Origin of the sequence: Caballeronia sp. PC1, assembly GCF_021353155.1 — a bacterium.
In the GTDB taxonomy this organism is placed as follows: domain Bacteria; phylum Pseudomonadota; class Gammaproteobacteria; order Burkholderiales; family Burkholderiaceae; genus Caballeronia; species Caballeronia cordobensis.
On record NZ_JAJUBH010000003.1, the window covers coordinates 57,459 to 80,165 of the forward strand.

Sequence of the window (22,707 nt, forward strand, 5' to 3'; positions counted from 1 at the left end):
GCTTAGTGAACTGCGCAGACTTCACAGTCCGGACGCCTCGTCCACGTTTCCGCGACGGCCGTCGAGAGATCGTCGAAGGTAAATTCCTTGAGCTTGTTGGTGAGTTGAGGCGGCTGACATTGCGTGATGATTTTGACTGCCTCGCTGATCATCATGCCGGCCGTCACCGCGACGAGCGTAACGAAAGCCGGAGCCGGAGCCGCATAGGTGATGTCGTCACGCTTGCTCGCGATCGAGATGGTTTCGAACAGCGGGTTATGTTTCCGTGCGGCAGCCATCCAGCAGTGCACGCAGCCCGTCACGCCAGGAATGACCGAATAGAACACCGAACGGCGCGTATCCAGCAGGATTTGCCGGTTCAGATTGGATAACTCGATCTTATCGAAATCGACAATCGTGAGATGATGAACGCCTGTCGCCGCCAGATCGAAAAGAATATGTGTGCCCAATCCCCCGCATCCCAGTACACACACCTTCGCGTCGCGAAGTTTCTCCTGGTAGGAGAACTTGTTCTCGGTCGCCTGAGTCATCGATCCGAAGAAGTCTATGTTTCTGGAGAAACGCTGCTGATCGCGCAGAGTCAATGAGACGGGAATATTGTGATCGACGGATTCGACCAACCTGTGCTCGACAAAGTCGTGCGCGATGCGGCTGATCGTGGTTGCCTCGTCTGCCGTGCAGCCCGTCGTAACGGCGCTCAACAGCGCATCCAGACTCCGCGTTCCATCGAGCCCCCGGGTCAGTTCGCATATTTTTCCAGTCGGATCAGGAATCTTGTAGTACTGGCTGTTGAACTGTAGAACAACCTGATCAACGAGGTAAAAAGGCAGAACCGTGGACTTGAGTTTGAGTCTCATCACTTTATCCTTCTCTTGCATAAGAAAGGCCCATTCGGATGAATGAGCCTTTCGATTTGCTTCTGTAGCAAGGACGGCCAATTAGCCAACGCTCGCAACGCCAGCGGCCGAGATTTTCTCGATCGTCATGGTGTATCTCCTTTCTATTTAGTTAGTTATGCGAACTTAACTTCCGGTATGCGCTCGTTTCAGAACGCATGAATTCAATCTAACCGAATTAAATGGGCTGGTGAAGCATCGATCTCTTATTTCGGAAAATACTCAAGCGTTATCCGATAACGCTCTTCTAAGTATGCGATTTGAAAGTTAATGCGTTACCGACTTCCGCGGTGGAGCGCGCTTCGCGCCGCACTTCCTGCGGCGGCACGCCGAAGCCGCGCATGAACGCTTCGCGCATGTGACGCCGGTCCCTGAAGCCCGTTTCGAGCGCGATCGCTTCGAGCGAATGCCGGCTGCTTTCGATCATCAAACGCGCCGCCTCCAGCCGCAATCCTTCGATGGCCTTCGCCGGCGATTGCCCCGTCTCCTGCGTGAACACGCGGCTGAACTGGCGCGGACTCAGATGCGCCTCGCCCGCGAGTTCCTCGACCGTCAAGGGACGGCTCAGATGCCTGCGCGCATAGTTCAGCGCATTCTGGATGCGATCCGACTTCGGCGCGAGATCGAGCATCTCCGAATGCTGCGACTGGCCGCCCGCGCGGCGCTGATGCATCACGAGCTTGTGCGCGACCGAACGCGCGAGCTCCGCGCCGAGATCCTTCTCGACCATCGCGAGCGCGAGATCGAGACCGGCCGTCATGCCCGCCGACGTCCAGATCGGACCATCGACGATGAAGATGCGGTCCTCCTCCACGCGCACATCGGGAAAAAGCCGCTGCATGTCGCGCGCATAGGCCCAATGCGTGGTCGCGCGCCGGTTCGCCAGCAAGCCCGCCTCCGCGAGCACGAAGCCGCCCGTGCAGATGCCCGCGATGCGCCGCGCCCGCGTGCTCGCGCGGCGCAGGAACGCAAGCGCATCGGCCGAGGGGCCAAGCGTGAGCGGCGTGGTCACACCGACGGCGATCCACGTATCCGTCGCGGTGCGCGGCGTGATCTTGCGCGTGCCGACGAGCAAGCCCAGCGATGAACGCACCTCGCCGCCATGCATCGAAAAATTCTCGACGGCATAGAACGGCTCGCCCGCCGCCTCGTTCGCCATTTCGAAAACCGTCTGCGACGCGATCGCCATGATCTGAAAGCCGTCGCTCAACAAATAGCCGATCCGATGCATGTCGTGTCCTTTTTACGCGATGTCTCGAATCCGTACCATATACGTCATTTGCGACACGGTCAAATCCGCTCAGAATGCACTCGTGCAATCAAACATTCATCTACGGACGGAGAAACAATCATGACGCAACAACATCCTGGCACGGCGCTTATCACGGGCGCGTCATCGGGCATCGGCGCGGTGTACGCGGAACGGCTCGCGCGGCGCGGCTACGATCTCGTTCTCGTCGCGCGCAATCGCGATCGTCTCGCGGCGCTCGCCGCGCGCATCACGAACGAGACGCGCCGCGGCGTCGAGATCATCGATGCCGATCTGGGCGACCCCGCCGCGCTCGCCGCCGTCGAGGCGAAGCTGAAGAGCGACGCGAGCATCACGCTGGTCGTGAACAACGCGGGCGTCGGCACGCACACGCCGTTGCTCGACAGCAATGTCGATGCGATGACGCGCATGATCGACCTCAATGTGACAGCGCTCACGCGTCTGACCTATGCGGCGGTGCCGGGCTTCGTCGCACGCGGCAAGGGCGCGGTGATCAATATCGCGTCGATCGTGAGCATTGCGCCGGAACTGCTCAACGGCGTGTATGGCGGCACCAAGGCGTTCGTGCTCGCGTTCAGCCAGTCGCTGCACAAGGAACTCGCGGGCACGGGCGTGCGCATTCAGGCCGTGCTTCCCGGCGCGACCGCCACCGAGTTCTGGGAAACGGGCGGCCTTCCGATCGAGAACCTCGACAGCGCGATCGTCATGTCCGCGGGCGATATGGTCGATGCGGCGCTCGTCGGCTTCGACCGGAACGAGCTCGTGACGATTCCGTCGCTGCACGACGGCGCGAAGTGGGACGCGTATGAAGCCGCACGTCAGGCGATGAGTCCGGAACTGTCGAGGGATCGGCCGGCTGCGCGCTATACGGTGTGATGCGGGTCGATTAAGCGGCATGTGATAACCGGCAAACGCAACGCGCATTCGTTGTGCGACAGCTTGCGTTTGCCCCGCTTCCGAATGGCATAATTCTCCCCGGTCGATAACAGGTGGATGAATCAAATGTCAGGATCGGACTCCGAAGCACTGTTGCCTGTCAACAAACTTAGCCTGTCGGCACTCTTCGAGCAATACGACGCGTTCGACAAGAAACGCGAAAGTCAGAAGGACCAAGGGGAGAACGACTACAGCCTGCTGCGCTCGGTGTTTCGCCGCCTGAGCGACGAAGTCGATCTGCATTCCCGTTTCCTCTGCTCGATGCTGGACCCGTCCGGCCCGCACTATCGGCGCGGCGCTTTCGGGGAAGCGTTCATGTCGTTGCTCGGCTACCCCGGCTGGCTCGACTGGGCTACGGCACAAGTCCGCCGCGAGCATGAATGCATCGATATCTACATGACGGACGGCAGGCGGCACGTACTGATCGAAAACAAGATTCACGCGGTGGATCAGCCTGGCCAGGTCCGCCGATACATCGATCAGATCAGAAACCTGGACGGGCAGATGGACGCGGACGATCTGCTCTTTGTCTATCTTTCCAATGGGCGTAGTGGCCCAACCGCTAAGAGCCTGAAACCATACGAACTATGCACCACACCTCTTGCGACGTATGTCGTTAATGATGCTGGTCAGCGCGTTGCGCGCTTTGTCAATGCGCATTATCTAACCCATGTCCTGCCGTGGACGACGATGTGTCTCGCATCGGTCGAGAACATTCGAAATCTCCACAATGCGTTCTCCGAATATCGGGGCGTGGTTCAACGTATCACCCGAACTTACAAAAGTCGCGTCATGAGTCTCGAAGATTTTCTGCTTGAAGATTCGCCGGAACTGAACAGCCGCTCGCGCGTGCGCCTTGCATTCGATATCGCCAGAATGCTTCCGGCGATCAAGGCGGACTGGCTCGCAAAAATGTTCGAAGGGCTGGACGATTTGCTCGACGAAGAAGTCAGGAATGGTCGATTAGTCCCGATAGCGGCAGAGCATAGCGTCGCACTTCAGCCATTGCATTTCGAACGTGATCATGCAAGCTCGTTCTTCCCGAGAGACGGAAGACGAAGCATCAAGAACAAGGGACGATTCTGGCGTATCGCCACCGGGCCGGCGGGTGACGTTGCAGCGCTCGTAATCCTTTTCGGTGCGAAAAATTTGCACATCGGCCTGCTGCCGATTCGGTGCGGTGCGCGGGAGGACATCGAGTTCAGTGCAAGCGCATTGCCCGATGAGTTCAAACTTGGGGTCGAAGGTCAGGTTTTCGAGTTCGAGCGACATCGCGGCATCAACAAGTGGATGCGGGGCCTCGTCTCATGGATGGTCCCGCTCGATACGGAAATCGAACACCTTTCCCATTTCAAAGACAGCCGCGTGGCGCTCCTCGTCAACGCTCTGGTAAAGCACGCGCTGGACGGCAACGTATCGTTCCGGCCCACGGCGGAGATCGCAAATGAAGGTCTACCTCGATGACTTGCGGGAAGCGCCGCCCGGCTGGACGAGAGCCTACTGGCCGGCGGACGCCATTGCGCTGCTGGAGACAGGCGAGGTCAGCGATCTGAGTCTCGACCACGATCTTGGGGACGATGCGCGCGGAACCGGCTATGACGTCATCCTCTGGATCGAAGAAGCGGTCGCGCTGCGAGGATTCACGCCTCCGCGCATGGTCGTGCATTCGGCGAATCCCGCAGCAGCGGAAAGAATGAACGCCGGCATCGCGGCAGTCGAAGCGCTCATGGCGCGCCGGGCATCGCCCGGATGAACATGACCGCTTCAGCCACAACGTGACGCCCCACCCACCACCGCCCTGCCGCACATCACCAGCGGAATCAGCGCGAAAACCGCCCCCGCGAAAAACGTCGCGGGAGCCCCGCTGCGGTCCCAGATCCAGCCCGCGATCGCGCTCGACAGCACCATGCACACGCCGCTCGCCAGGTTGAACACGCCATACGCGGTGCCGCGCAGCGCGGGCGGCGCCGATTCCGCGACCATCGCGGCGAGAATGCCCTGCGTGAAGCCCATGTGCAGTCCCCACACGGCGACGCCCGCGAACAGCGCGGGCATCGACGTGCCCGCGGCGAGCAGCAGATCGGCCGCGATCAGCAAAACGAGACCGCACGCGAGCAACCCGCGCCGGTTCCAGCGATCGGACAGCACGCCCACCGGATACGCGCTCAACGCATAGGCGAGGCTCATCACCACCATCACGGCCGGAATCCACGCAAGGCCGAGCCCCGCCTGCTGCGCGCGCAGCACGAGAAACGCCTCGCTGAAACGGGCCAGCGTGAAGGTCGCGCCGATCGCGACGACATACCAGTAGCGCCCGGAAAATTCGCGCATCGCGCGCCAGTGCAGCGGCGAGCTAAACGCGCGTGGCGCACTCGCGCGCTCGGGTTCGCGAACGCAAAAGAGAATGGCGGCGACCGCGATGAACGCCGGTGCCGCCGCGAACCAGAGCACCGTGCGAATCTGGTCGGACAGCGCGAGCATCAGCGCGATCGCGAGCAACGGGCCGGCGAATGCGCCGATGGTGTCCATCGATTGCCGCAGCCCGAAACACGCGCCGCGCATGGCAGGCGGCGCGATATCGGCGACGAGCGCATCGCGCGGCGCGCCGCGAACGCCTTTACCGAAGCGGTCGATAAGACGCGCGGCCACGACCACGGCGGCCGTATCGGCGAGGGGAAAGAGCGGCTTGCTCAATGCCGCGAGGCCGTAGCCGAACAGCAGCAGGCCCCGGCGACGGCCGAGCCAGTCGCTGAGCGAGCCCGAGAACACCTTCACGATCATCGCCGTCGCTTCGGCCGCGCCTTCGAGCGCGCCGAGCGCGGTCACGCTCATGCCCATCGTCGTGACGAGGTAAATGGGCAGCAGCGCATGCACCATTTCGGACGAGAGGTCCATGAAGAGACTGACGAAACCGAGCGCCCAGACAGTGCGAGGAATCCGTGCGCGATCGGTCGCTGCGGTGTCGGCTGTCATCGGCTAGGTTCGTCGGGCGCGTCGAATCGGCTCCAATAGCGCCAACATGCCACTCGCGCCTCACCGCGGCAAGCTCAACAGCTTCTCCGTGATCACGTTGCCCAGCTTCAATGCCGACATCGGCCCGCCGAATCCCCAGATATTCGGCTCGACGAGCGTCACGCGTTTGTCCTTCTTCGCGGGCACGAAACGCCAGACCGGCGAATCGAGCGTCGCATCGACGGAGGTCGCCGCAGCGGATGTCGTCACGAACAGCACCGCCACGTCCGGGCGCTTCAGGAAGTCCGCCGAATTCAGATACACCGTGCCTTCGCGCGTCGGCTTTTCCGGCCAGAGCTTCACGCCGAGCGCGCGCGCCACGCCCGCCGCCGTGCTGTTGCCCGTGTACGCCCAGTAACGATCCGGCAAGCCGAGATCCTGCAAGAGCGCGAAGCGCGTGCCCGACAGGCCCGCTTCTTTCAGGCGCGCGGCGTCGCGAGCGAGGCCCGCATCGAGTTTCGCGTCGGCCTCGCGCGCCTCCTGCTCGCGCCCGGTCATGCAGGCGATCGTGTGAAAGATGCTGCGGGTCCAGTCGAGCTGCGTGCGCGCGCCGTCGCTGCTGCCGTTCTCGACGTCGGGGCTGAACTGAAACAGCACGGTCGGCGCAATGCGGTCGAGCGCCGCGAAAATCGGCGCATGCCGATATCCCACGCCGATGATCAGATCCGGCCGCGTCGATGCAATCGCCTCCAGGCTCGGCTCCTGACGCGTGCCGACCGTCGGCACGCCCTTGAAACGCGCGCTGTCGTAGCCGATCCAGCCGTCGTAGTACACCGGATCGACCACGCCGACGGGCGTCAGGTCGAGCGCGGCCACGTCCTCCGCGAACATGAACTCCAGCACGACGATGCGCTTCGGATGCGCGGGCATCGTCTTGCTGAATTGCGAAACGGTCGGATTGCCGGCGAGCGGCGCGCAGGCAAGCGCCGCCCGGCACGTCAACGCGAGACATAAACACGCGGCGAGCGCGATCAGCGGATGGCGTCCTGCAACGCGAGTTCGTCGTCGCGCATCGTCAACAGCAGCGGGCAGCTTGCGCACAGTTGCGTCTCTCCAGGAATCTCATAGCGCACGCAGCACACGCGGCGCGCGCGGAACGGGTTGGGCAGCAGCGGCGAACGCGGCGTCGCGTCGCGTATCGGCGTGCGCAGCGGATTGGCATCGTCGGAACGGAACAGCCATTCGGCGTCCTGGTCCACATCGCTCAGGATCGAGGGGCAATTCGCGAGCAGATAGTCGAGCAGATTGCCCGCGTTGCTCCACAGCACGCGCGGCGCGATCTTCGCCATGCCCGCAATCGTGCCGATGACGCTCTCCAGATGCGCGACGAGGCTCGCATAGCGGCGTGCGGGCGCGGCATCGACGGGCTGCAACGCGCCGGCGTCGACATGCAGCGCGGCCGGCATGCCCTCCTTCAGCACGACGAACGTGCGCTCCGGCGACATATCCAAAGGGCGCCCCAGCAGCCGCGCGGCCGCCACGCCCGCGGGCGCGGCGAGACCGAAGTAATACTTGCTCCATTGCGACAGCAACGCGCGCGCGTGAAGCTGCGCGTCGCCGCCATAGAGCGCGGTCATCGCGGCGAGCATGGCGTCGCGCTGACCGGCGAGCGATGTCAAGGGAATGCGCGCCGCGCCGTCGTCGGGCGCGCCGAGCCATACGTCTTGCAGATACGGCGCAAGCGCGGGCGGCGCGAAGTCGGCGAAGCTGCGCGCGGGCGGCTTCATCGCGCGCGGCCTCGCGCCCTGTCGCGCCGCGTTTGCATGACGAGCAGCGCAAGCATGTACGGCGCGCCGATCAGCGCGGTCAGCACGCCCGCCGGAATCTCGCGCGGCGCGAGCAAGGTGCGCGCGGCGAGATCGGCGGCGGCGAGCACCAGCGCGCCCAGCAACGCCGCGAGCCAGAGCCGCGTGCCGTGCGTGCGCGCGCCGAGCATCGTGGCGAGATGCGGCGCCATCAGGCCGATGAAGCCGACCGGCCCGACCGCCGCCACGGCCGCGCACGCGGCCAGCGTCGCGACCGTCAGCACGAGCGGGCGCAAGAAAGCGATCGGCAGGCCGAGCGCGCGCGCCTGCTCGTCGCCGAGCGCAAGCAGATCGAGCGGACGCGCAAGCAGCGCCAGGACCGGCAGCGCGAGCACGCACCACGGCAGGATCGTCGCGACCTCGCCCCAGCTTCGCCCGTACGTGCCGCCGACGAGCCACACCACGAAGCGCGCCGGCTGCACGCTTTGCTGCGTGATGAGCCACTGCGCGAGCGTCGTGCACAAGGTGCCGATGACGATGCCCGTCAAAGCCACGGCGAGCGGCGCATATTGATGCCGCCGGTTCAGCGACAGCGTGACGGCGAGTGTCGCGCCGCCGCCAACGAGCGCCGCCGCCGCGAGCGACAGATGCCCGGCAAGCGGCCAGATCATGAGCGCGGCGAGCGTCGCGAGTCCCGCGCCCTGCGTCACGCCGAGCACTTCCGGTCCGGCGAGCGGATTGCGCACGATGCTCTGCATCAAGACGCCGCTCGCCGCGAGCATTGCGCCCGCCAGAAGCGCGCACACGAGACGCGGCACGCGCAGTTCGAGCAGCATGCGGGCGATGTCGTCGCGATGCGCGAGCGCATCGATCCAGCGCGCGGGCCCGAGCATCGTCGGACCGAGGGACGCGCCGAGCACGACCACCGCGCAGCCGATTGTCAGCAGCACCGCGGCGAGCGCCGGCCACGGCAGCGCCGACAACGCGCGCACCGCGCGCATGCCCCGCTTCGCCGACTCCGCCGCCTGGCCCCCGTGCAGGACGCCGGACCACGCCGCGCCGCTGCGGATCATCGCGAGCATCAGCGGCGTGCCGACGAAGGCGATGGCGACGCCGGTCGACAAGGTCGAATCGAGATCGAGCGCGAGCACGGCGCTGTCGGTGGCGAGCACGAGCGCGCCGCCCGCGAGCGCGGCCAGCGGCACGAGCGCCGCGAGTTTCGACGCCTTCGCGCCGCGCAGATGCCGCAGCAGATTCGGCGCGATCAGCCCGACATACGACAGCGGCCCCGCGATCGCCACCGCGACGCTCGCGAAGCCCACCGCGACGGTCATCGCGAACAGACGCGTTGCATCGACGTTCACGCCCGCGGCGGCGGCGGCATCGTCGCCGAGCGCGAGCGGATCAAGCGGGCGCATCACGAAAGGCAGCGCCGCGAGCGGCAGCGCGAGCCACGCGAGCGCGGACATGAGCCCTGACGCGCCCGGCTGATACAGGCTGCCGCTCGCCCACAGCGACGCGCCGACGACCGTCTGCTCGAAGAACGCCAGCAGCAGGGTCGTGACGGCGGAAAACAGCAGCATGCACACGCTGCCCGCGAGCACGAGGCGCAACGGCGTCGCGCGCCAGCCGCCCGCCGCGGCCGCGACGCAGCCCGCCGCCGCCAGTCCGCACACGAACAGCAGCGGCACGGAAGCCGGCCCGACGAGTTCCGGCGCGATCATCGCGGCCATCAGCCCCAGTTGCGCGCCGCCCGTGATGCCGAGCAGATCGGGCGCGGCGAGCGGATTGCGCGTCAACGCCTGAAACAGCGCGCCCGCGACCGCGAGACAGCCGCCCGCGACGAGCGCCGCCGCCACGCGCGGCGCGTTCAGTTCGAAGAGAAAGACGTGCGCGAGCTGGGCGGCATCGCTGCCCGGGGGCGCATCGAGCCACGCGCGCACGTCCGGTCCGAGCCGCAGCGCGGTCAACGCGACGATGGATGCGATCAACGCGAGCGCGATCGCGCCGACGCGATTGCTTGCCGTCACGCGATGGTGCGAAACGAGCGTCGTCATGTCCGTGCGCGCCCCGCGATCAGGGCGAGCAACGCGGAAACGCGCTCCCAGAAGGAAGCCGAGCGATGCAAACGGCGGCGAGTTGCGAGCGTGGTCATGCGGCTTTCGTCGTTTGCCCGACGCCTTCGTAAGCGGGCACGCACATCGGCGCGCCGGTCTGGGGATGCGTGACGCGCAGCATGCGCACGCCGAAGGTCTCCTGCAAATGACGCGGGTCGATCATCGCTTCGGGCGTGCCTTGCGCGACGATGCGCCCCGCGCGCATCAGCACGATCTCGTCGGAGAACGCCGCGGCCTGATTCAGGTCGTGCAGCACCCAGACGATCGTAAGCCCGCGCTCGCGGTTCAGCCGCCGCAGCTCGTGCAGGATGTCGAGTTGATGATGGATGTCGAGATACGTGGTCGGCTCGTCGAGCAGCACGATGGGCGCTTCCTGCGCCAGCGCCATCGCGATCCACGCGCGCTGGCGCTCGCCACCCGAGAGCGCCGCGACATCGCGCGCGGCGTCGTCGATGAGACCGCTCGCCGCGAGTGCCGCATCGATCGCGGCGTGGTCCGCGCGCGTGAGGCCGCGCAGCCAGCCGCCGTGCGCATAACGCCCGTACGCGACGAGCTCGCGCACCGTGAGGCCCGCGGGAATCTGGTTGAACTGCGCGAGCATCGTGAGCGTGCGGGCGAGCGCGCGGCGGCGCATCGACGCGAGCGGCTGGCCGTTCACGTCGATGCGGCCCGCGCGCGCCGGCTGCAAACCGGCGAGCGCGCGCAAAAGCGTGCTCTTGCCGCAGCCGTTCGGCCCGCACAACGCGGTGACGCGCCCGGCGGCGATGTCGATATCGAGGTTCTCCAGCACGACATCGTCGCGATAACCCACGGTCAAGGAACGCGCCTGAAGCGCCGTGCGCAAGGTCATCGCGCCTCGCGGTAGCTTTGCGCCATCGCGACGACGACCTTGCGCGGCCCTTCGAACGGATCGCGCGCGTGCGCCGTCAGCATGTTGTCGAGCATCAGTACGTCGCCGCTGAGCCACGGAAACGCGATGCGCTGAGCATCGAGCACCGCGCGGATTTCCGCGAGCGCGTCGGCTTCGAGCGGCGCGCCGTCGCCGTAAAAGACGTTGCGCGGCACGTTGTCCAGGCCGACGGCGTCGATGAGCGCTTCCTGCATGTCCTCGTCGAGCGTCGAAAGATGAAACAGATTCGCCTGGTTGAACCAGACCCGATCGCCCGTGCGCGGATGACGCGCGACCGCCTGACAGCGCTCTTCGGTGCGCAGCAGCAGTTCGCCGTCGTCGCTGTCGCGCCATGCGCAGGCGATGCCGCGCGCCGCGCAGATGCGCTCCACCTCGCGCGGATCGTCCGTGCCGAAGGCGTTCTGCCACGGCAGGTCGAGCCCCTGGCCGAAGTTGCGCACATACAGCAGCTCGCGCTTCGCGAAGCGTTCGACGAGCGCCGGATCGAGCGCGCGATACACCGCGCGGCTGTCGGCGATCGGCGTCGCGCCGCCCGAGCGCGCCGCGAGGGCGCAGTGGAACCAGATGCGCATCGGCCATTCGCGCGTGTACGACTGCTCGTTGTGCAGCGGAATCGAGCGGTGCGGCGGATATTCCGTCGAGGTGTACACCGCGCCTTCGACCTGGCTGCGCGGCGTCGAGGCGAACTCGTAGCCGATCAGCGGATCGCCGAACGATGCGGCGAAACGCTGGAACGCTTCGATCGATTCGACGTGAAAGCCGGTGAAGCGCACGCCGCCCGCGCGTTCGAGCGATTCGGCGACGATCGCGCGCAGATGCGGCGCGGCCTCGTCGAGCGTGATTGCGGCGTCAGCGCGCGGCGACACGACCACCGGCAAGCCCGGCTCGATGCGCAGATCGGCGAGTTCGGGCGCGGCTTTCGTAGCGGTGAGCTCGCTCATCAGTTCAGACTCGTGCGCGCTTGCGCCGCGATCTCGTCCATGTGGCGGCGCAGGCTCGCGGGGCGCATGTCCGTCCATGCGCTTTCGATGAACGCGAGACAGTCCGCCTTCGCGCCGCGCTTGCCGGCTTCGCGCCAGCCCGGCGGCACTTCGCGGAACGTCGGCCAGATGGAGTACTGCTCTTCGTCGTTGACGACGACCGTGTAGACGAGATCGTCCGCTGCGGGATTCTGCTGTTGCGTCATGGTGATGTCTCTCTCAACGAAATGGCCTATATCGACTAGACGTGCGGGCGCGCCGCATTTTTACCGCCGCCGCGCGCGCCCGCCGACGAACTCCGGACATTCGGCGTTGCGCTCGCAAGCGTCGAGGCAAGCGGCGCAGTGCTGCTGCGCGTCGCGCACCATGAAATGGACGAGCGTCTGTGAAACGTTTAACGCGCGCGCCGTGCTTTGCAGCGTCTCTTCACGCAGACGCACCATCTCGAACGCCGTGCGGCTGCGGTCGGGCAACTGCGCGAGCGCATCGCAGACGCGGCGCAATGTGTCGCGCGCCTGCGCACGCGCTTCGGGCGTGAGTTCCTGCGACGGCACGTCGAGGCCGTCCTCCTCGTCCGCGCGATAGATGTTTTCGAGGCTCTGCCGCCGGCACGCATCGATCGACGCATTGCGCACCATGCGGGCGATATAGCCCATCGGCTGACGCACCGCGTCCTGCTGCGGCAAGTCGATGAGATTGACGAAGACGTCGTGCACCACGTCCTCGGCGCGGCTCGCGCAACCGACAACGCCACGCGCCATGTTCACGAGCATCTGCCGGTTGGCGATGGCGAGATCGAGCAAAGTCGGCGGCGAAGGCGGCCGCGGTTCGACGCGCGTGATGGGACGCTCTTCGTCCCAGTACGCGTCGAGAGACAGATTCGAAGGCAACGGCGAGGTCGGTGATCGTTTCGACGATGCCGGCTGGATACGCATGTAAGCCATAAATCCTGCTCCACTTTCGTTGGAGTCGGAAAGCTAGCGTAAACACGAATCATTCTCAACATCAGCCCTACATGTTAGCAGGTTGTAAGACTGCGGACTTTTTTGCCGATATCCCGGCGGGCTGCGGGAGTCCGGGAAGCGGACAAAATGTCAAAAACGGCCTCGGGATGAATATTTTTTATCGCGTATGCGATGCCGATTGCACCGCAAACGTGCTTCGAGCGGGCGCGGCTAAAGTTCGGATGCGCACGACCGTTATCCGAAGTGAGGCCCGGCTTTTACCGAAAGGTTTCAGCCATCGCCGGGCCGCCGCTCAAAGCCAACATGGATCATCAAACTGAGGTGTTCACCCTGCCGCGCGGACGTGCGGCGACGTGGTTGCTGCACGCGGGCGCCGATATTCCCCGCGCGATCCGCGTCGCCCTGGTCGGCAGCCTGTTCGGCACGCTGCCGATCTTCGCGGGCGGCGTGCTCAACACGGTCGCCGTCGCATGGGTGCTGGCTCGGCGGCATCCGACGACGGCCTTCCACATCTGGCTCGCGCTCGAAATCGCCGTGTGTCTCGCGCGGCTTTTCGTGCTGGTCGTGGCGCGCCGCCGCGCCCGCGAGCGCAAGTCCACGCTGACGGATGCCTATGTGCTGCTCGCGCCGCTGTGGGGCGCTACGGTCGGATATGGCGCGCTCGTTTCGGTGCTGTCCGGCGACTGGGTCGCGGCGACGCTCTCCTTTCTTTCGGCGGCCGCGATGGTCGGCGGCATCTGCTTCCGCAATTTCGGCGCGCCGCGTCTTGTCGCGGTGATGATCTTTCTGTCGCTCGGGCCGTGCTGTCTCGGCGCGATACTGGCGGACGAGCCGACGCTCTGGCTCACGCTGCTGCAGATTCCCTTTTATCTTTTCGCGATGAGCGCCGCCGCGTGGCGCCTGAACGGCATGCTCGTCTCGACGATGAAAGCCGAACAGGAAAACGACCGCCGCGCGCGCCACGACGAGCTGACCGGCCTGCTCAACCGCGCGGGTCTGTTTCAGGCCGTGCGTTCACGCGCGCCGGCGCACGCCGCGCTGCTCTACCTCGACCTCGACGGCTTCAAGGCCGTCAACGATGCCCACGGCCACGAAGTCGGCGACACGCTGCTTGCGCTAGTCGCGCGGCGCTTGCGGCATCTGTCGGGCGAGGGGTCGCTGGTCGCGCGCCTTGGCGGCGACGAATTCGTGATCGTCACGCCGCCGCAGGCCGATCCGCTCGTGCTCGCGGACCTGATCGTGCACGAACTCGCGAAGCCGTTTCAACCCGATGGCGCCGCGCCGCTCGAAATCGGCGTGAGCATTGGCATTGCGATGTTCGGCCATCATCACGACGAACTCGACGGCGTCCTGCGCGATGCGGACAACGCGCTCTACGAAGCGAAACGCGCGGGCAAGCGCCGCTGGGTTTCGGCGGCCGAGCGCGAGGCGGTCGGGCTCGTCGCCTGAAACGCGCGAGGCTTCAACCGCTTCAACCGGCGAGTTCGGCGCTCAGACTTTCCGCTTCCCTCGCGAAGCGCCGGCGTTCCTCGCCGTGCAGACGATCGTCGCCGGGCAATTCGACCGTGAGCGGGTCCATCGCGATGTCGCCGATGCGGACTTCGTAGTGCAGATGCGGCCCCGTCGCCCAGCCGGTCTCGCCGACATAGCCGATCACCTGGCCGCGCTTCACGGTGTCACCGTTGCGGATGCCCTTCGCGAAACGCGACAGATGCGCGTACACGGTCGAGTAAGGCGGCGGGTTTTCGAGCATGACCACCTTGCCGTAGCCCGTCTGCCTGCCGACGAACGTCACGGTGCCCTGCGCCGTCGCGTGCACGGGCGTGCCGCTGGGCGCGGCAAGATCGACGCCGTCGTGACTTTGCCAGCGATGCGTGACCGGATCGAGCCGTCGCAGCGAGAAGTCCGACGATACGCGCGTGAACGCAAGCGGATAGCGGGAGAACGCGGGTTTTGTGCTGTCGCCGTCCTTCGAGTAATAGCGCGCTTCGCCGTTCGGATCGCGATAAAGGAACACATCGTGCGACGACGAACCGGTGGTGAGACGCACGGCGAGCGGTTCGCTTTGTGGCCGGTCGTAGATGACGCTCAGCGTGTCGCCCTGGCGCAGATCGCGCCGCAGATCGACATTGCCGGCGAACGCCTCGGTGAGCGTCGCGATCGTGTCTGTATCGACGCCGAGACTTTGCGCGGTATCCGAGAACGTCTCATGGACCGTCGCGCTTTCGGTGATGCGCACGGGCGTGGGCGGCCCGACGAACTGCCCCGGCGCCGGGACTGCCGGCTGACGGAGCGAGACGGCGGGCGCGTCGTCCCTGTCCAGGGACGGCACGTGCGGACGATGAAGCGCGTTGCAGATCACGACGGTGCATACGGAACCGATCGCGCAAGTGAAAAGCAGTCTGCCTGCCTTGCCGGGCAAGGCCGTTGCGGGAAAAAACGGCATGGGAGGAAAGCGCGGGCGAGCGGCGCGCGGTGGACGCGTCGGTCGGGAATAATGGGCGCGGCGTTCGGGCCGCGAGCGGCGGACAAGCGCGCGTTACTCGATTTGCCGCGAAAATGGGCCTATCGTCAGGCAAAACTGAGGATCGAGGCGGATCGGCATCGGGCGCGGCGAGGTCTGTCGGGGTCGGGTCGAGACTATGAGACGATTCTTAAGTGAAACTTAAGCTGTCACTTTTAATATTTTTGTACGATGTTAGCGGGAATTGTCAGGGGATAACCCGCATAAGCCGTTGTCCGGAACCTCACCGCTTCTCGACCTCCAGCGCCTTCCCATACCCCGTCAGTTCGAGATAACCCCGCCCTCGCCCGCCCTCTCCCTCCAGCGTCACCGCGCCTTCCCAATACAGCGCGCCGGTCGAATCGCGCGAGTCGAGTTCCTGATCGTCGATAAGCGGATTCAGCCGCCAGCGCATTGCGCCGACGCGTACGTTCATCGCCACCGGATAAACCGTGTTCGTGCGCGGCGAGCGCCATTGCCGCTCGGGCGTGAATTCGACCTCGCCCGGGCCGAACTGCTTCGTCTCGCCGCCGGGGGCGCGCAGCGCGGCGTGCGCCCAGACCGCGCGGCCGTCGCGGCTGCGGACTTTGAACGCCATCAACGCGGAGCCGTCGTCGAGATTCGCGCCGAGCCAGTCCCAGCCGGCGGCGTCCGGCGAAAGCAGCGTGCTCGACCATTCGTGATCGAGCCACGCGCGGCCCGTCACATCGACACGCTTGTTCGTCGATGGCGGCGTCACGCTCCCCGTCACCTTCAGTTGCGGCTCGCTGTAGTAGTAGCTCGCCTGCTCGGGCAACGGACCCTTGCGCGAATAGCCGCCGTCGCCCTGCATCATCGGCGGCTGCGTCGGCGTGAAGGTCAGATGAAGCGCGAATCCCGCCGCATCGGCGATCACCGAATAGCTGCCGTCCGCCGCGCGCGTCATGCGCCACGCGTCGAGCTTCACGTCCGTGTTGCCGTCCTTCGCGTACGCGAGGCCGAAGCCCTGCCGCGCGACGTTCTGATCGTGAACGAGGCGCCCGTGCGCCGGGTCCGACAACGCCGCGTGCGCGACGATCAGTTGCGACGGATCGAACGCGCTCGCGTCCGCCTTCTTCCCCGTATTCGAGCGAAAGAACGTGATCTGAAAACCGAGCGGCCGATGATCGGGCGTATCGAGCCAGCCCGTCGCGTACCACCATTCGGTACGATACGCCGGGTGCGCGCCGCTGTCCCGCGGCCACTCGATGGCGCGCCCAGGCACGACCGGCGCGAAAACGGGTTCATCGGCGCATGCGCTCATCGACGACAGCAGCAACATCAGAAGCAACGCCCGCATCACCAGTCCTCCCGCACGGCGCGCACCGCATCCACGGACACGGCGCGCCGTCCCGACAGCACCGCCGTCGCGCAGGACGACACGAGCATCACGCACGCGATGACGGCGATCATCGTCCACGGAATGTGCAGCGACATGCTCCAGTGGAACGACTGCGGATTGACGACGAACACCAGAATCAGGCTGATCGCGAAGCCAAGCGCGCAGCCCATCGCGATGCCGAGCAGCGTGAGCCATCCGGCTTCGGACGCGAGCAGCGCGAGAATCTGCGCGCGCGTCACGCCGACGTGCCGCAGCATGCCGAATTCGCGCGAGCGCGCGAGCGTCTGCATCGAGAACGTCGCGCCGACGCCGAACAGGCCGATCACGATCGCCACCGCTTCCAGCAGATAGGTCACGGCAAAGCTGCGGTCGAAAATGGTCAGCGTGCGCGCGCGGATTTCGCCCGGCTCGGAGAATTCGAGCGCGCCGCCGAAGGGCAGCGCCCTGATCGCGCCGATGACCTGCGCCGCGCTCGATCCCGCCCGCAACGTGATGGCGATATCGGTCGCGGCCGTGTCGCCGGTGAGCCGCCGGTAATCGCCGATGCGCATCTGCAGCGCGCCCGTCTGCCGCACGTAGTCGCGCCAGATGCCCGCGACGACGAAGCGCTCGCCCGCCCCGCCCACCGGCAGGCTCACGCGCCCGCCGACGCGATAGCCGTACAGGTCGGCCATCGCCTCGGAGGCCCACACGGGCGTCTCGCCTTCGCGCCACGCCGAAGGCGGCAACGCGTCGCCGGTCATTTGCAGCGTCGCGCCGGGATCGGCGGCATCGAGTTCGCGGGCGATCAGCGCGACGGGCGGCTTCGCGGCATCGAGCGTCAGTTTCGATGCGCGCGTGAACGCCGCATGGGCGACGCCGTTCGCGCCCGCAACCTGCCGCTGCTGTTCCGGATCGAGGCCGCCCGTGTCGCCGCTCGACGCCATGCGCACATAGAGATCCGCCGACAGCAGATGCGCGAGCCAGTCTTCCACCGACACGCGAAAGCTCGTGACCATGATCGCCATCGCGACGATCAGCGTGAAACTCGACAGCACGCCGCCCATGGCGATCGACGCCTGCCCCGGCGCATTCGCGAGCCGCGCGAGCGCGAGGGTCGCGACGGCGCTGCGCGGCTTCATTGCGCGCCGGAACACGATGGCCGTGACGCGCGGCATCAGCGCAATACCGCCGACGAGCAAAAGCGCGACAGCCACGTAACCGGCGATGGGCGCATCGAAAACGGGCGGCGCCTGCGTCAGCGCGGCGCCCGCCGCGAGGCACGCGAGCGCGGGCCACGGCTTGCCGAGCGGCGTGAGCGCGGCCTCTTCGCTGCCGGCTTTCAGCGCGGGTGCGGGGCGGGCGCGCGCCGCTTCGAGCGCGGGAACGAGCGTGCCCGCGAGCGCGACGCCGATGCCGAGCGCGAGAAAAATCGCGCTCGCGATCGGCTCGAACGCGACGCGCGGCTCGACGCCCGGAAAATAGCCGCCGCCGAGATCGCTGCCGAAAAAGCGCAGTGCCAACGCCGCCACGGCAAAACCGAGCGCGATGCCGAGCACACCGCCCGCGACGCCGAGCAGCGCGCCTTCGAGCATGATCTGGCGCACCAGCGACGCGCGCGTCATGCCGAGCACGCGCAGCATCGCGAATTGGGCGCGCCGGCGCACGACGCCCGCCGCCTGCGTCGAAAACACCAGAAACGCGCCGGTGAAAAGCGCGACGAGCGCCAGCACGTTCATATTGATGCGATACGCGCGCGAGAGCCGATCCGTGCGGCTTTCGACATCGCTCGTCCCGGTGACGACGAGCCTGCCGCCCAGTTCGCGTTGCAGCGTCTCGCGAAACGCGTCGCGATCGACGCCGCGCGCGAGTTGCAGATCGACGCGCGAGAGCTTGCCCGTCATCCGGAAATGCGTCTGCGCGGCGGCGATGTCCATGACCGCGATGCGCTGGCCGGGGCGCGTGCGCGTAATGCCGCCCGCGACGCGCAAGCGTACCGGCGACGTGCCGCTTTGCAGTTCGACCGATGCGCCATCGCGCGCGCCGAGCCACGCGAGCGCCGCGGGCGAGAGGAAGATCGCGTCCTGATCGAGCGCATCGAGCGGCGCATCCTGCGACGGCACGCCGGTCAGATCCGGCGCGATGCGTTTGGCGCGGAACACGTCGATGCCGAGCACCTTGAGCGGCGTGGTCTTGCCGGGCACGGCGACATCGACTTCGAGCACCGGACTCGCGAGCGCGACGCCCGCGCGCGTCGCGAGCCGCGGATAGACGTTTTCATCGATGAAAGGCTGCGCGCCGCGCACCTGCAAGTCCGCTTGCCCCGAGAGACTGCGCGCGGCGGCGGAAAACTCGTTGAAGGCCGCGCCGTTGATGAGCTGCACCGCGTAGCCCAGGCCGACGCCGAGCGCGATAGTCAGCATCGCGACGAGCGCGCGTCCGCGATGGCTGCGCCATTGCGCGCCGAGCAGCCAGCGGGTGAGCGTATCGAGCGGTCGGCGCGCAAGCGTAGTCGCGCTCATCGGGTCAGCGCCGCGGCGTGCAGCGCGCCATCGGCGAGAATCAGCACGCGGTCGGCGAAAGCGGCGGCGGCTTCGGAGTGCGTGACCATCACGGTCGCGGCGCGCGTCGCCTTCGTTTCGGCGCGCAGCAATTCCAGCACCTCATGCGCGGTCTGCGGATCGAGATTGCCGGTGGGTTCGTCGGCGAGCAGGAGACGCGGCCGATGCACCAGCGCCCGCGCGATCGCGACGCGCTGCAACTCGCCGCCGGAAAGCTCGCGCGGCATGTCGTCGCCACGCCCGTCGAGGCCGACCGCAGCCAGCATCGCGCGCGCGGGCGCGGCGGGCATGCCGTTCAGCAACAGCGGCACCGCGACGTTCTGATACAGCGTCAGGTGCGGCAAAACGTGAAACGCCTGAAAGACGAAGCCGAGCTTCTGGCGGCGAAGACGCGTGGCGGCGTCGTCGGAGAGCGAGGAGATCGATGCGCCGTCGATCAGCACCTCGCCGCTGTCGGCGGTGTCGAGGCCCGCGATCAGATTGAGCAGCGTCGATTTGCCGACGCCCGAATCGCCCATGATCGCGACGAACTCGCCCGCGCCGAGCGCGAAATCGAGCGCGTCGAGCACGATGCGCCCGCCGCTGTAAGTCTTCGTCAGGCGGCGGCATTCGAGGGCGGGAGAAACGTCGGAGTCGGCGGGAAGCATGTTCATCGGCGGGCAGGCTGATCGATTCGCAAGCATTGTGCCCATGAAAAGCCCGCGGCGCTTCGAACGTTCGTCGCGAGGGTTATCCCTTAGGCAGCGCGGATTGACTTAACGCGCCTGGGAAATCAAACTGTGATCACAGATCAAACAACACACGGGAATGCTGTCTTGCCTCGATCCGCATCGCAACCCATACCGCAACTCGAAGTCATCGCCACCGAGACGATGGCGACGAAGGTCTATCAGCAACTGCGCGAAGCGATCATGAGCGGCAGCTTCGCCGCGGGTCAGCCGTTGAGCCTGCGCGGCGTGGCCGAAGCCGTCGGGCTTTCGACCATGCCGGTGCGCGCCGCCCTCACGCGGCTGCGCGCGGAAGGCGCCCTGGTGGACGGCCCCTCGCGCGGTCTCATGGTCCCGCCGATGACGCCCGAACTGCTCGAAGAACTGCGCGACGTGCGCATCGCGCTGGAAGGCTGTGTCGCGGAACGCGCCGCTGCGCGCATGACGAACGGCGACGTCGCGGCCGTGCAGCGCATCTTCGACGAAATGGACGCCCACGTCGAAGCCGACGACGCACGCGCCTATCTGCGCTGCAACTTCGCGTTCCACACGAGCATCTACCGCCACGGCGCGAGCGAGATGACGCTCGCGACGATTCAGAACATGTGGATGCGCATCGGTCCGTTCCTGAACATGGTCGCGCCCGATGTCGCGCACATGCGCGTGTCGATGCAGGCGCACCGGCAGATCATCGATGCGCTGTGGAAGCACGACGGCGCGGCGGCGCGCGAAGGCATCGCGAAGGATATCCGCGACGCCGCCCGCGACCTCGAAACGCGCCTGCGATCGCAGCGCGCAGAACCGAGGCGTCACGCGCAAAGCTGAACACGAGAAGGCGCGCGCGGCGCGCCTTCAGCCACAATCATAAGTATGACTAATCGCTTGAGCGAGGACGGCGCACGTCCTTCGCAAACATAACCACAAAGGAGTCGCACGATGGATTTCATGAAACTGCTCACGCCGCGCCCAGGCTTGCGCGTGCTGATCACAGGCGGCGCGTCGGGCATCGGCCTGGCCATCGCGAAGGCGTTCGTCTCGACGGGCGCACGCGTGCATGTGTGCGATGTCGATGCGAAAGCCATCGACGCGGCATCGACGGTGTCGCCTGCCATCTCGGGCACGCGTGCGGACGTCGCGAACAAGGACGACGTGAAGCGCGTATTCGAAGACGTGCGGCGCGAACTCGGCGGGCTCGACGTGCTGATCAACAACGCGGGCATCGCGGGACCGACGGGCGGCATCGACGCGATCGATTCCGGCGAATGGGAACAGACCATCGACGTGAATCTGAACAGCCAGTATTACTTCTCGCGCGAAGCCGTGCCGATGCTGCGCGAGGCAACCGATGGCGGCGTGATCGTGTTCATGTCGTCGGTCGCGGGACGGCTCGGCTATGGATTCCGCACGCCTTATGCCGCGACGAAGTGGGCCGTGGTCGGGCTCGCGAAGAGTCTCGCGATCGAGCTTGGCCCCGATAACATCCGCGTGAATGCGGTGCAGCCGGGCATCGTCAAGGGTCCGCGCATGGAAGGCGTGATCGCCGCGCGCGCCAAGCAACTTGGGATTCCTTACGAAGAAATGGAGAAGCAGTATCTCGCGAAGATCTCGCTGCGCCGCATGGTCACGCAGGAGGAAGTCGCCGCGAGCGTGCTGTATCTCAGCTCGCCCGCCGGAAGCGCGATCTCGGGGCAGGCGCTCTCCGTCTGCGGCAACGTCGAAACGCTTTGAAGAAAGAGGACATCATGGCAACGAAACGCAAGGTCATCATCACGTGCGCCCCGACGGGCGCGATCCATACGCCGTCGATGTCGCCGTATCTGCCGGTCACGCCCGACCAGATCGCCGAGGCCGCGCTCGCAGCGGCGAAGGAAGGCGCGGCGATTTTGCATCTGCACGCGCGCGATCCCGAAGACGGACGCCCGACGCAGGAACCCGCCGTGTTCGAGCGCTTCCTGCCGCGCATCAAGTCGCAAACGGATGCGGTCATCAATCTGACGACCGGCGGCAGCCCGCACATGACGGTGGCGGAGCGTCTGAAGCCCGCGCATCACTTCCAGCCGGAAGTGGCGTCGCTGAACATGGGCTCGATGAACTTCGGCCTCTATCCGATGCTCGATCGCTTCAAGGATCTGAAGCACGACTGGGAACGCCAGCATCTGGAAAAGAGCCGCGATCTCGTCTTCAAGAACACGTTCGCGGATATCGAATACATCCTGACGTCGTGCTCGGCGAACGGCACGCGTTTCGAGTTCGAGTGCTACGACATCTCGCATCTGTATAACCTCGCGCACTTCGTCGATCGCGGACTCGTCAAGGGACCGTTCTTCGTGCAGAGCGTGTTCGGCCTGCTCGGCGGCATCGGCGCGCATCCCGAAGATCTCGCGCACATGAAGCGCACGGCCGACCGCCTCTTCGGCAACGACTACGTCTGGTCGATTCTCGGCGCGGGCCGCAATCAGATTCCGCTCGGCTCGATTGGCCTCGCGCAAGGGTCGAACGTGCGCGTGGGTCTGGAGGATTCGCTGTGGATCGGGCCGGGCGAACTCGCCGAATCGAGCGCGGCGCAGGTGCGCAAGATCCGGCAGGTGATCGAAGGCTTGTCGCTGGAAGTCGCGACGCCCGCCGAAGCGCGCCAGATGTTGTCGCTCAAGGGCGGCGACAACGTGAACTTCTGATCGTCGCATGCGCGCGCCGTTCAGGCGGCGCGCTCACGCCATCACGCCATTAGAAATACAACGCCTACGGAGACTTTATCTTGTCCAAGCC

At 66.1% G+C, this 22,707-nt stretch carries 21 protein-coding genes; 7 read left to right on the forward strand and 14 right to left on the reverse strand.

Annotated features, from left to right (window positions below):
* Window positions 1–2: 2 nt before the first annotated feature.
* Window positions 3–857 (reverse strand): ThiF family adenylyltransferase, encoded by an 855-nt coding sequence (locus LY284_RS24975; RefSeq protein WP_233388527.1) that lies wholly within the window; start codon window positions 855–857, stop codon window positions 3–5.
* Window positions 858–1,143: 286 nt separating this feature from the next.
* Window positions 1,144–2,127, reverse strand: coding sequence for a GlxA family transcriptional regulator (locus LY284_RS24980; RefSeq protein WP_233388529.1), 984 nt, complete (start codon window positions 2,125–2,127; stop codon window positions 1,144–1,146).
* A gap of 120 nt (window positions 2,128–2,247) precedes the next feature.
* Between LY284_RS24980 and LY284_RS24985 the strand changes: the two genes are divergently transcribed.
* The 3 genes from LY284_RS24985 (at window position 2,248) to LY284_RS24995 (ending at window position 4,855) form a co-directional block, all read left to right on the forward strand.
* On the forward strand, window positions 2,248–3,042 hold the full coding sequence (locus LY284_RS24985) for an SDR family oxidoreductase (protein ID WP_233388531.1): 795 nt from the start codon (window positions 2,248–2,250) through the stop codon (window positions 3,040–3,042).
* Window positions 3,043–3,168: 126 nt separating this feature from the next.
* Window positions 3,169–4,566: a PD-(D/E)XK nuclease family protein gene (locus LY284_RS24990; RefSeq protein ID WP_233388534.1), complete on the forward strand. Its 1,398-nt coding sequence runs from the start codon at window positions 3,169–3,171 to the stop codon at window positions 4,564–4,566.
* Window positions 4,547–4,855, forward strand: a complete 309-nt coding sequence (locus LY284_RS24995) for a cyclic-phosphate processing receiver domain-containing protein (RefSeq protein WP_233388536.1) — start codon at window positions 4,547–4,549, stop codon at window positions 4,853–4,855. The genes LY284_RS24990 and LY284_RS24995 overlap by 20 nt, the downstream gene beginning before the upstream one ends.
* 11 nt (window positions 4,856–4,866) lie before the next feature.
* On the opposite strand, the gene LY284_RS25000 is transcribed toward LY284_RS24995, so the two are convergent.
* From LY284_RS25000 to LY284_RS25035, 8 genes are all read right to left on the reverse strand, one after another.
* Window positions 4,867–6,075, reverse strand: coding sequence for an MFS transporter (locus LY284_RS25000; protein ID WP_233388538.1), 1,209 nt, complete (start codon window positions 6,073–6,075; stop codon window positions 4,867–4,869).
* Window positions 6,076–6,135: 60 nt separating this feature from the next.
* Entirely contained in the window at window positions 6,136–7,146 is a 1,011-nt protein-coding gene (locus LY284_RS25005; protein ID WP_375294312.1) for an ABC transporter substrate-binding protein, read from the reverse strand.
* The gene (fhuF, locus tag LY284_RS25010; RefSeq protein ID WP_233388540.1) at window positions 7,086–7,841 is read right to left on the reverse strand and encodes a siderophore-iron reductase FhuF; all 756 of its coding nucleotides are present in this window, start codon (window positions 7,839–7,841) and stop codon (window positions 7,086–7,088) included. Before fhuF ends, LY284_RS25005 begins: the two co-directional genes overlap by 61 nt.
* Window positions 7,838–9,916, reverse strand: coding sequence for a Fe(3+)-hydroxamate ABC transporter permease FhuB (gene fhuB, locus LY284_RS25015; protein ID WP_233388542.1), 2,079 nt, complete (start codon window positions 9,914–9,916; stop codon window positions 7,838–7,840). The genes fhuF and fhuB overlap by 4 nt, the downstream gene beginning before the upstream one ends.
* A gap of 94 nt (window positions 9,917–10,010) precedes the next feature.
* Window positions 10,011–10,826, reverse strand: a complete 816-nt coding sequence (locus tag LY284_RS25020; protein WP_014252023.1) for an ABC transporter ATP-binding protein — start codon at window positions 10,824–10,826, stop codon at window positions 10,011–10,013.
* Window positions 10,823–11,827 (reverse strand): TauD/TfdA family dioxygenase, encoded by a 1,005-nt coding sequence (locus LY284_RS25025; RefSeq protein WP_233388544.1) that lies wholly within the window; start codon window positions 11,825–11,827, stop codon window positions 10,823–10,825. The genes LY284_RS25020 and LY284_RS25025 overlap by 4 nt, the downstream gene beginning before the upstream one ends.
* Window positions 11,827–12,072 (reverse strand): MbtH family NRPS accessory protein, encoded by a 246-nt coding sequence (locus tag LY284_RS25030; RefSeq protein ID WP_053571111.1) that lies wholly within the window; start codon window positions 12,070–12,072, stop codon window positions 11,827–11,829. The genes LY284_RS25025 and LY284_RS25030 overlap by 1 nt, the downstream gene beginning before the upstream one ends.
* Before the next feature lie 60 nt (window positions 12,073–12,132).
* Entirely contained in the window at window positions 12,133–12,810 is a 678-nt protein-coding gene (locus LY284_RS25035; RefSeq protein WP_233388546.1) for an RNA polymerase factor sigma-70, read from the reverse strand.
* A gap of 324 nt (window positions 12,811–13,134) precedes the next feature.
* On the opposite strand from LY284_RS25035, the gene LY284_RS25040 reads away from it, so the two are divergent.
* A complete protein-coding gene (locus LY284_RS25040; protein ID WP_233388549.1) occupies window positions 13,135–14,280 on the forward strand; it encodes a GGDEF domain-containing protein in 1,146 nt (381 codons plus the stop codon).
* A gap of 22 nt (window positions 14,281–14,302) precedes the next feature.
* Here the strand turns inward: LY284_RS25040 and LY284_RS25045 are convergent, their stop codons facing one another.
* The 4 genes from LY284_RS25045 to LY284_RS25060 all read right to left on the reverse strand — a co-directional run bounded on the left by LY284_RS25045 (window position 14,303) and on the right by LY284_RS25060 (window position 19,881).
* A complete protein-coding gene (locus tag LY284_RS25045) occupies window positions 14,303–15,277 on the reverse strand; it encodes a M23 family metallopeptidase (protein ID WP_233388550.1) in 975 nt (324 codons plus the stop codon).
* 301 nt (window positions 15,278–15,578) lie between these two features.
* A complete protein-coding gene (locus LY284_RS25050) occupies window positions 15,579–16,652 on the reverse strand; it encodes a carotenoid 1,2-hydratase (protein ID WP_233388552.1) in 1,074 nt (357 codons plus the stop codon).
* The gene (locus tag LY284_RS25055) at window positions 16,652–19,195 is read right to left on the reverse strand and encodes an FtsX-like permease family protein (protein WP_233388555.1); all 2,544 of its coding nucleotides are present in this window, start codon (window positions 19,193–19,195) and stop codon (window positions 16,652–16,654) included. The genes LY284_RS25050 and LY284_RS25055 overlap by 1 nt, the downstream gene beginning before the upstream one ends.
* A complete protein-coding gene (locus tag LY284_RS25060; RefSeq protein WP_233390925.1) occupies window positions 19,192–19,881 on the reverse strand; it encodes an ABC transporter ATP-binding protein in 690 nt (229 codons plus the stop codon). The genes LY284_RS25055 and LY284_RS25060 overlap by 4 nt, the downstream gene beginning before the upstream one ends.
* Before the next feature lie 225 nt (window positions 19,882–20,106).
* Between LY284_RS25060 and LY284_RS25065 the strand changes: the two genes are divergently transcribed.
* From LY284_RS25065 to LY284_RS25075, 3 genes are all read left to right on the forward strand, one after another.
* Window positions 20,107–20,766, forward strand: coding sequence for a GntR family transcriptional regulator (locus tag LY284_RS25065; RefSeq protein ID WP_045459998.1), 660 nt, complete (start codon window positions 20,107–20,109; stop codon window positions 20,764–20,766).
* 111 nt (window positions 20,767–20,877) lie between these two features.
* Entirely contained in the window at window positions 20,878–21,669 is a 792-nt protein-coding gene (locus tag LY284_RS25070) for an SDR family oxidoreductase (protein ID WP_045459995.1), read from the forward strand.
* Between the two features lie 14 nt (window positions 21,670–21,683).
* A complete protein-coding gene (locus LY284_RS25075) occupies window positions 21,684–22,616 on the forward strand; it encodes a 3-keto-5-aminohexanoate cleavage protein (protein ID WP_045459993.1) in 933 nt (310 codons plus the stop codon).
* The last annotated feature ends 91 nt before the right edge of the window (window positions 22,617–22,707 follow it).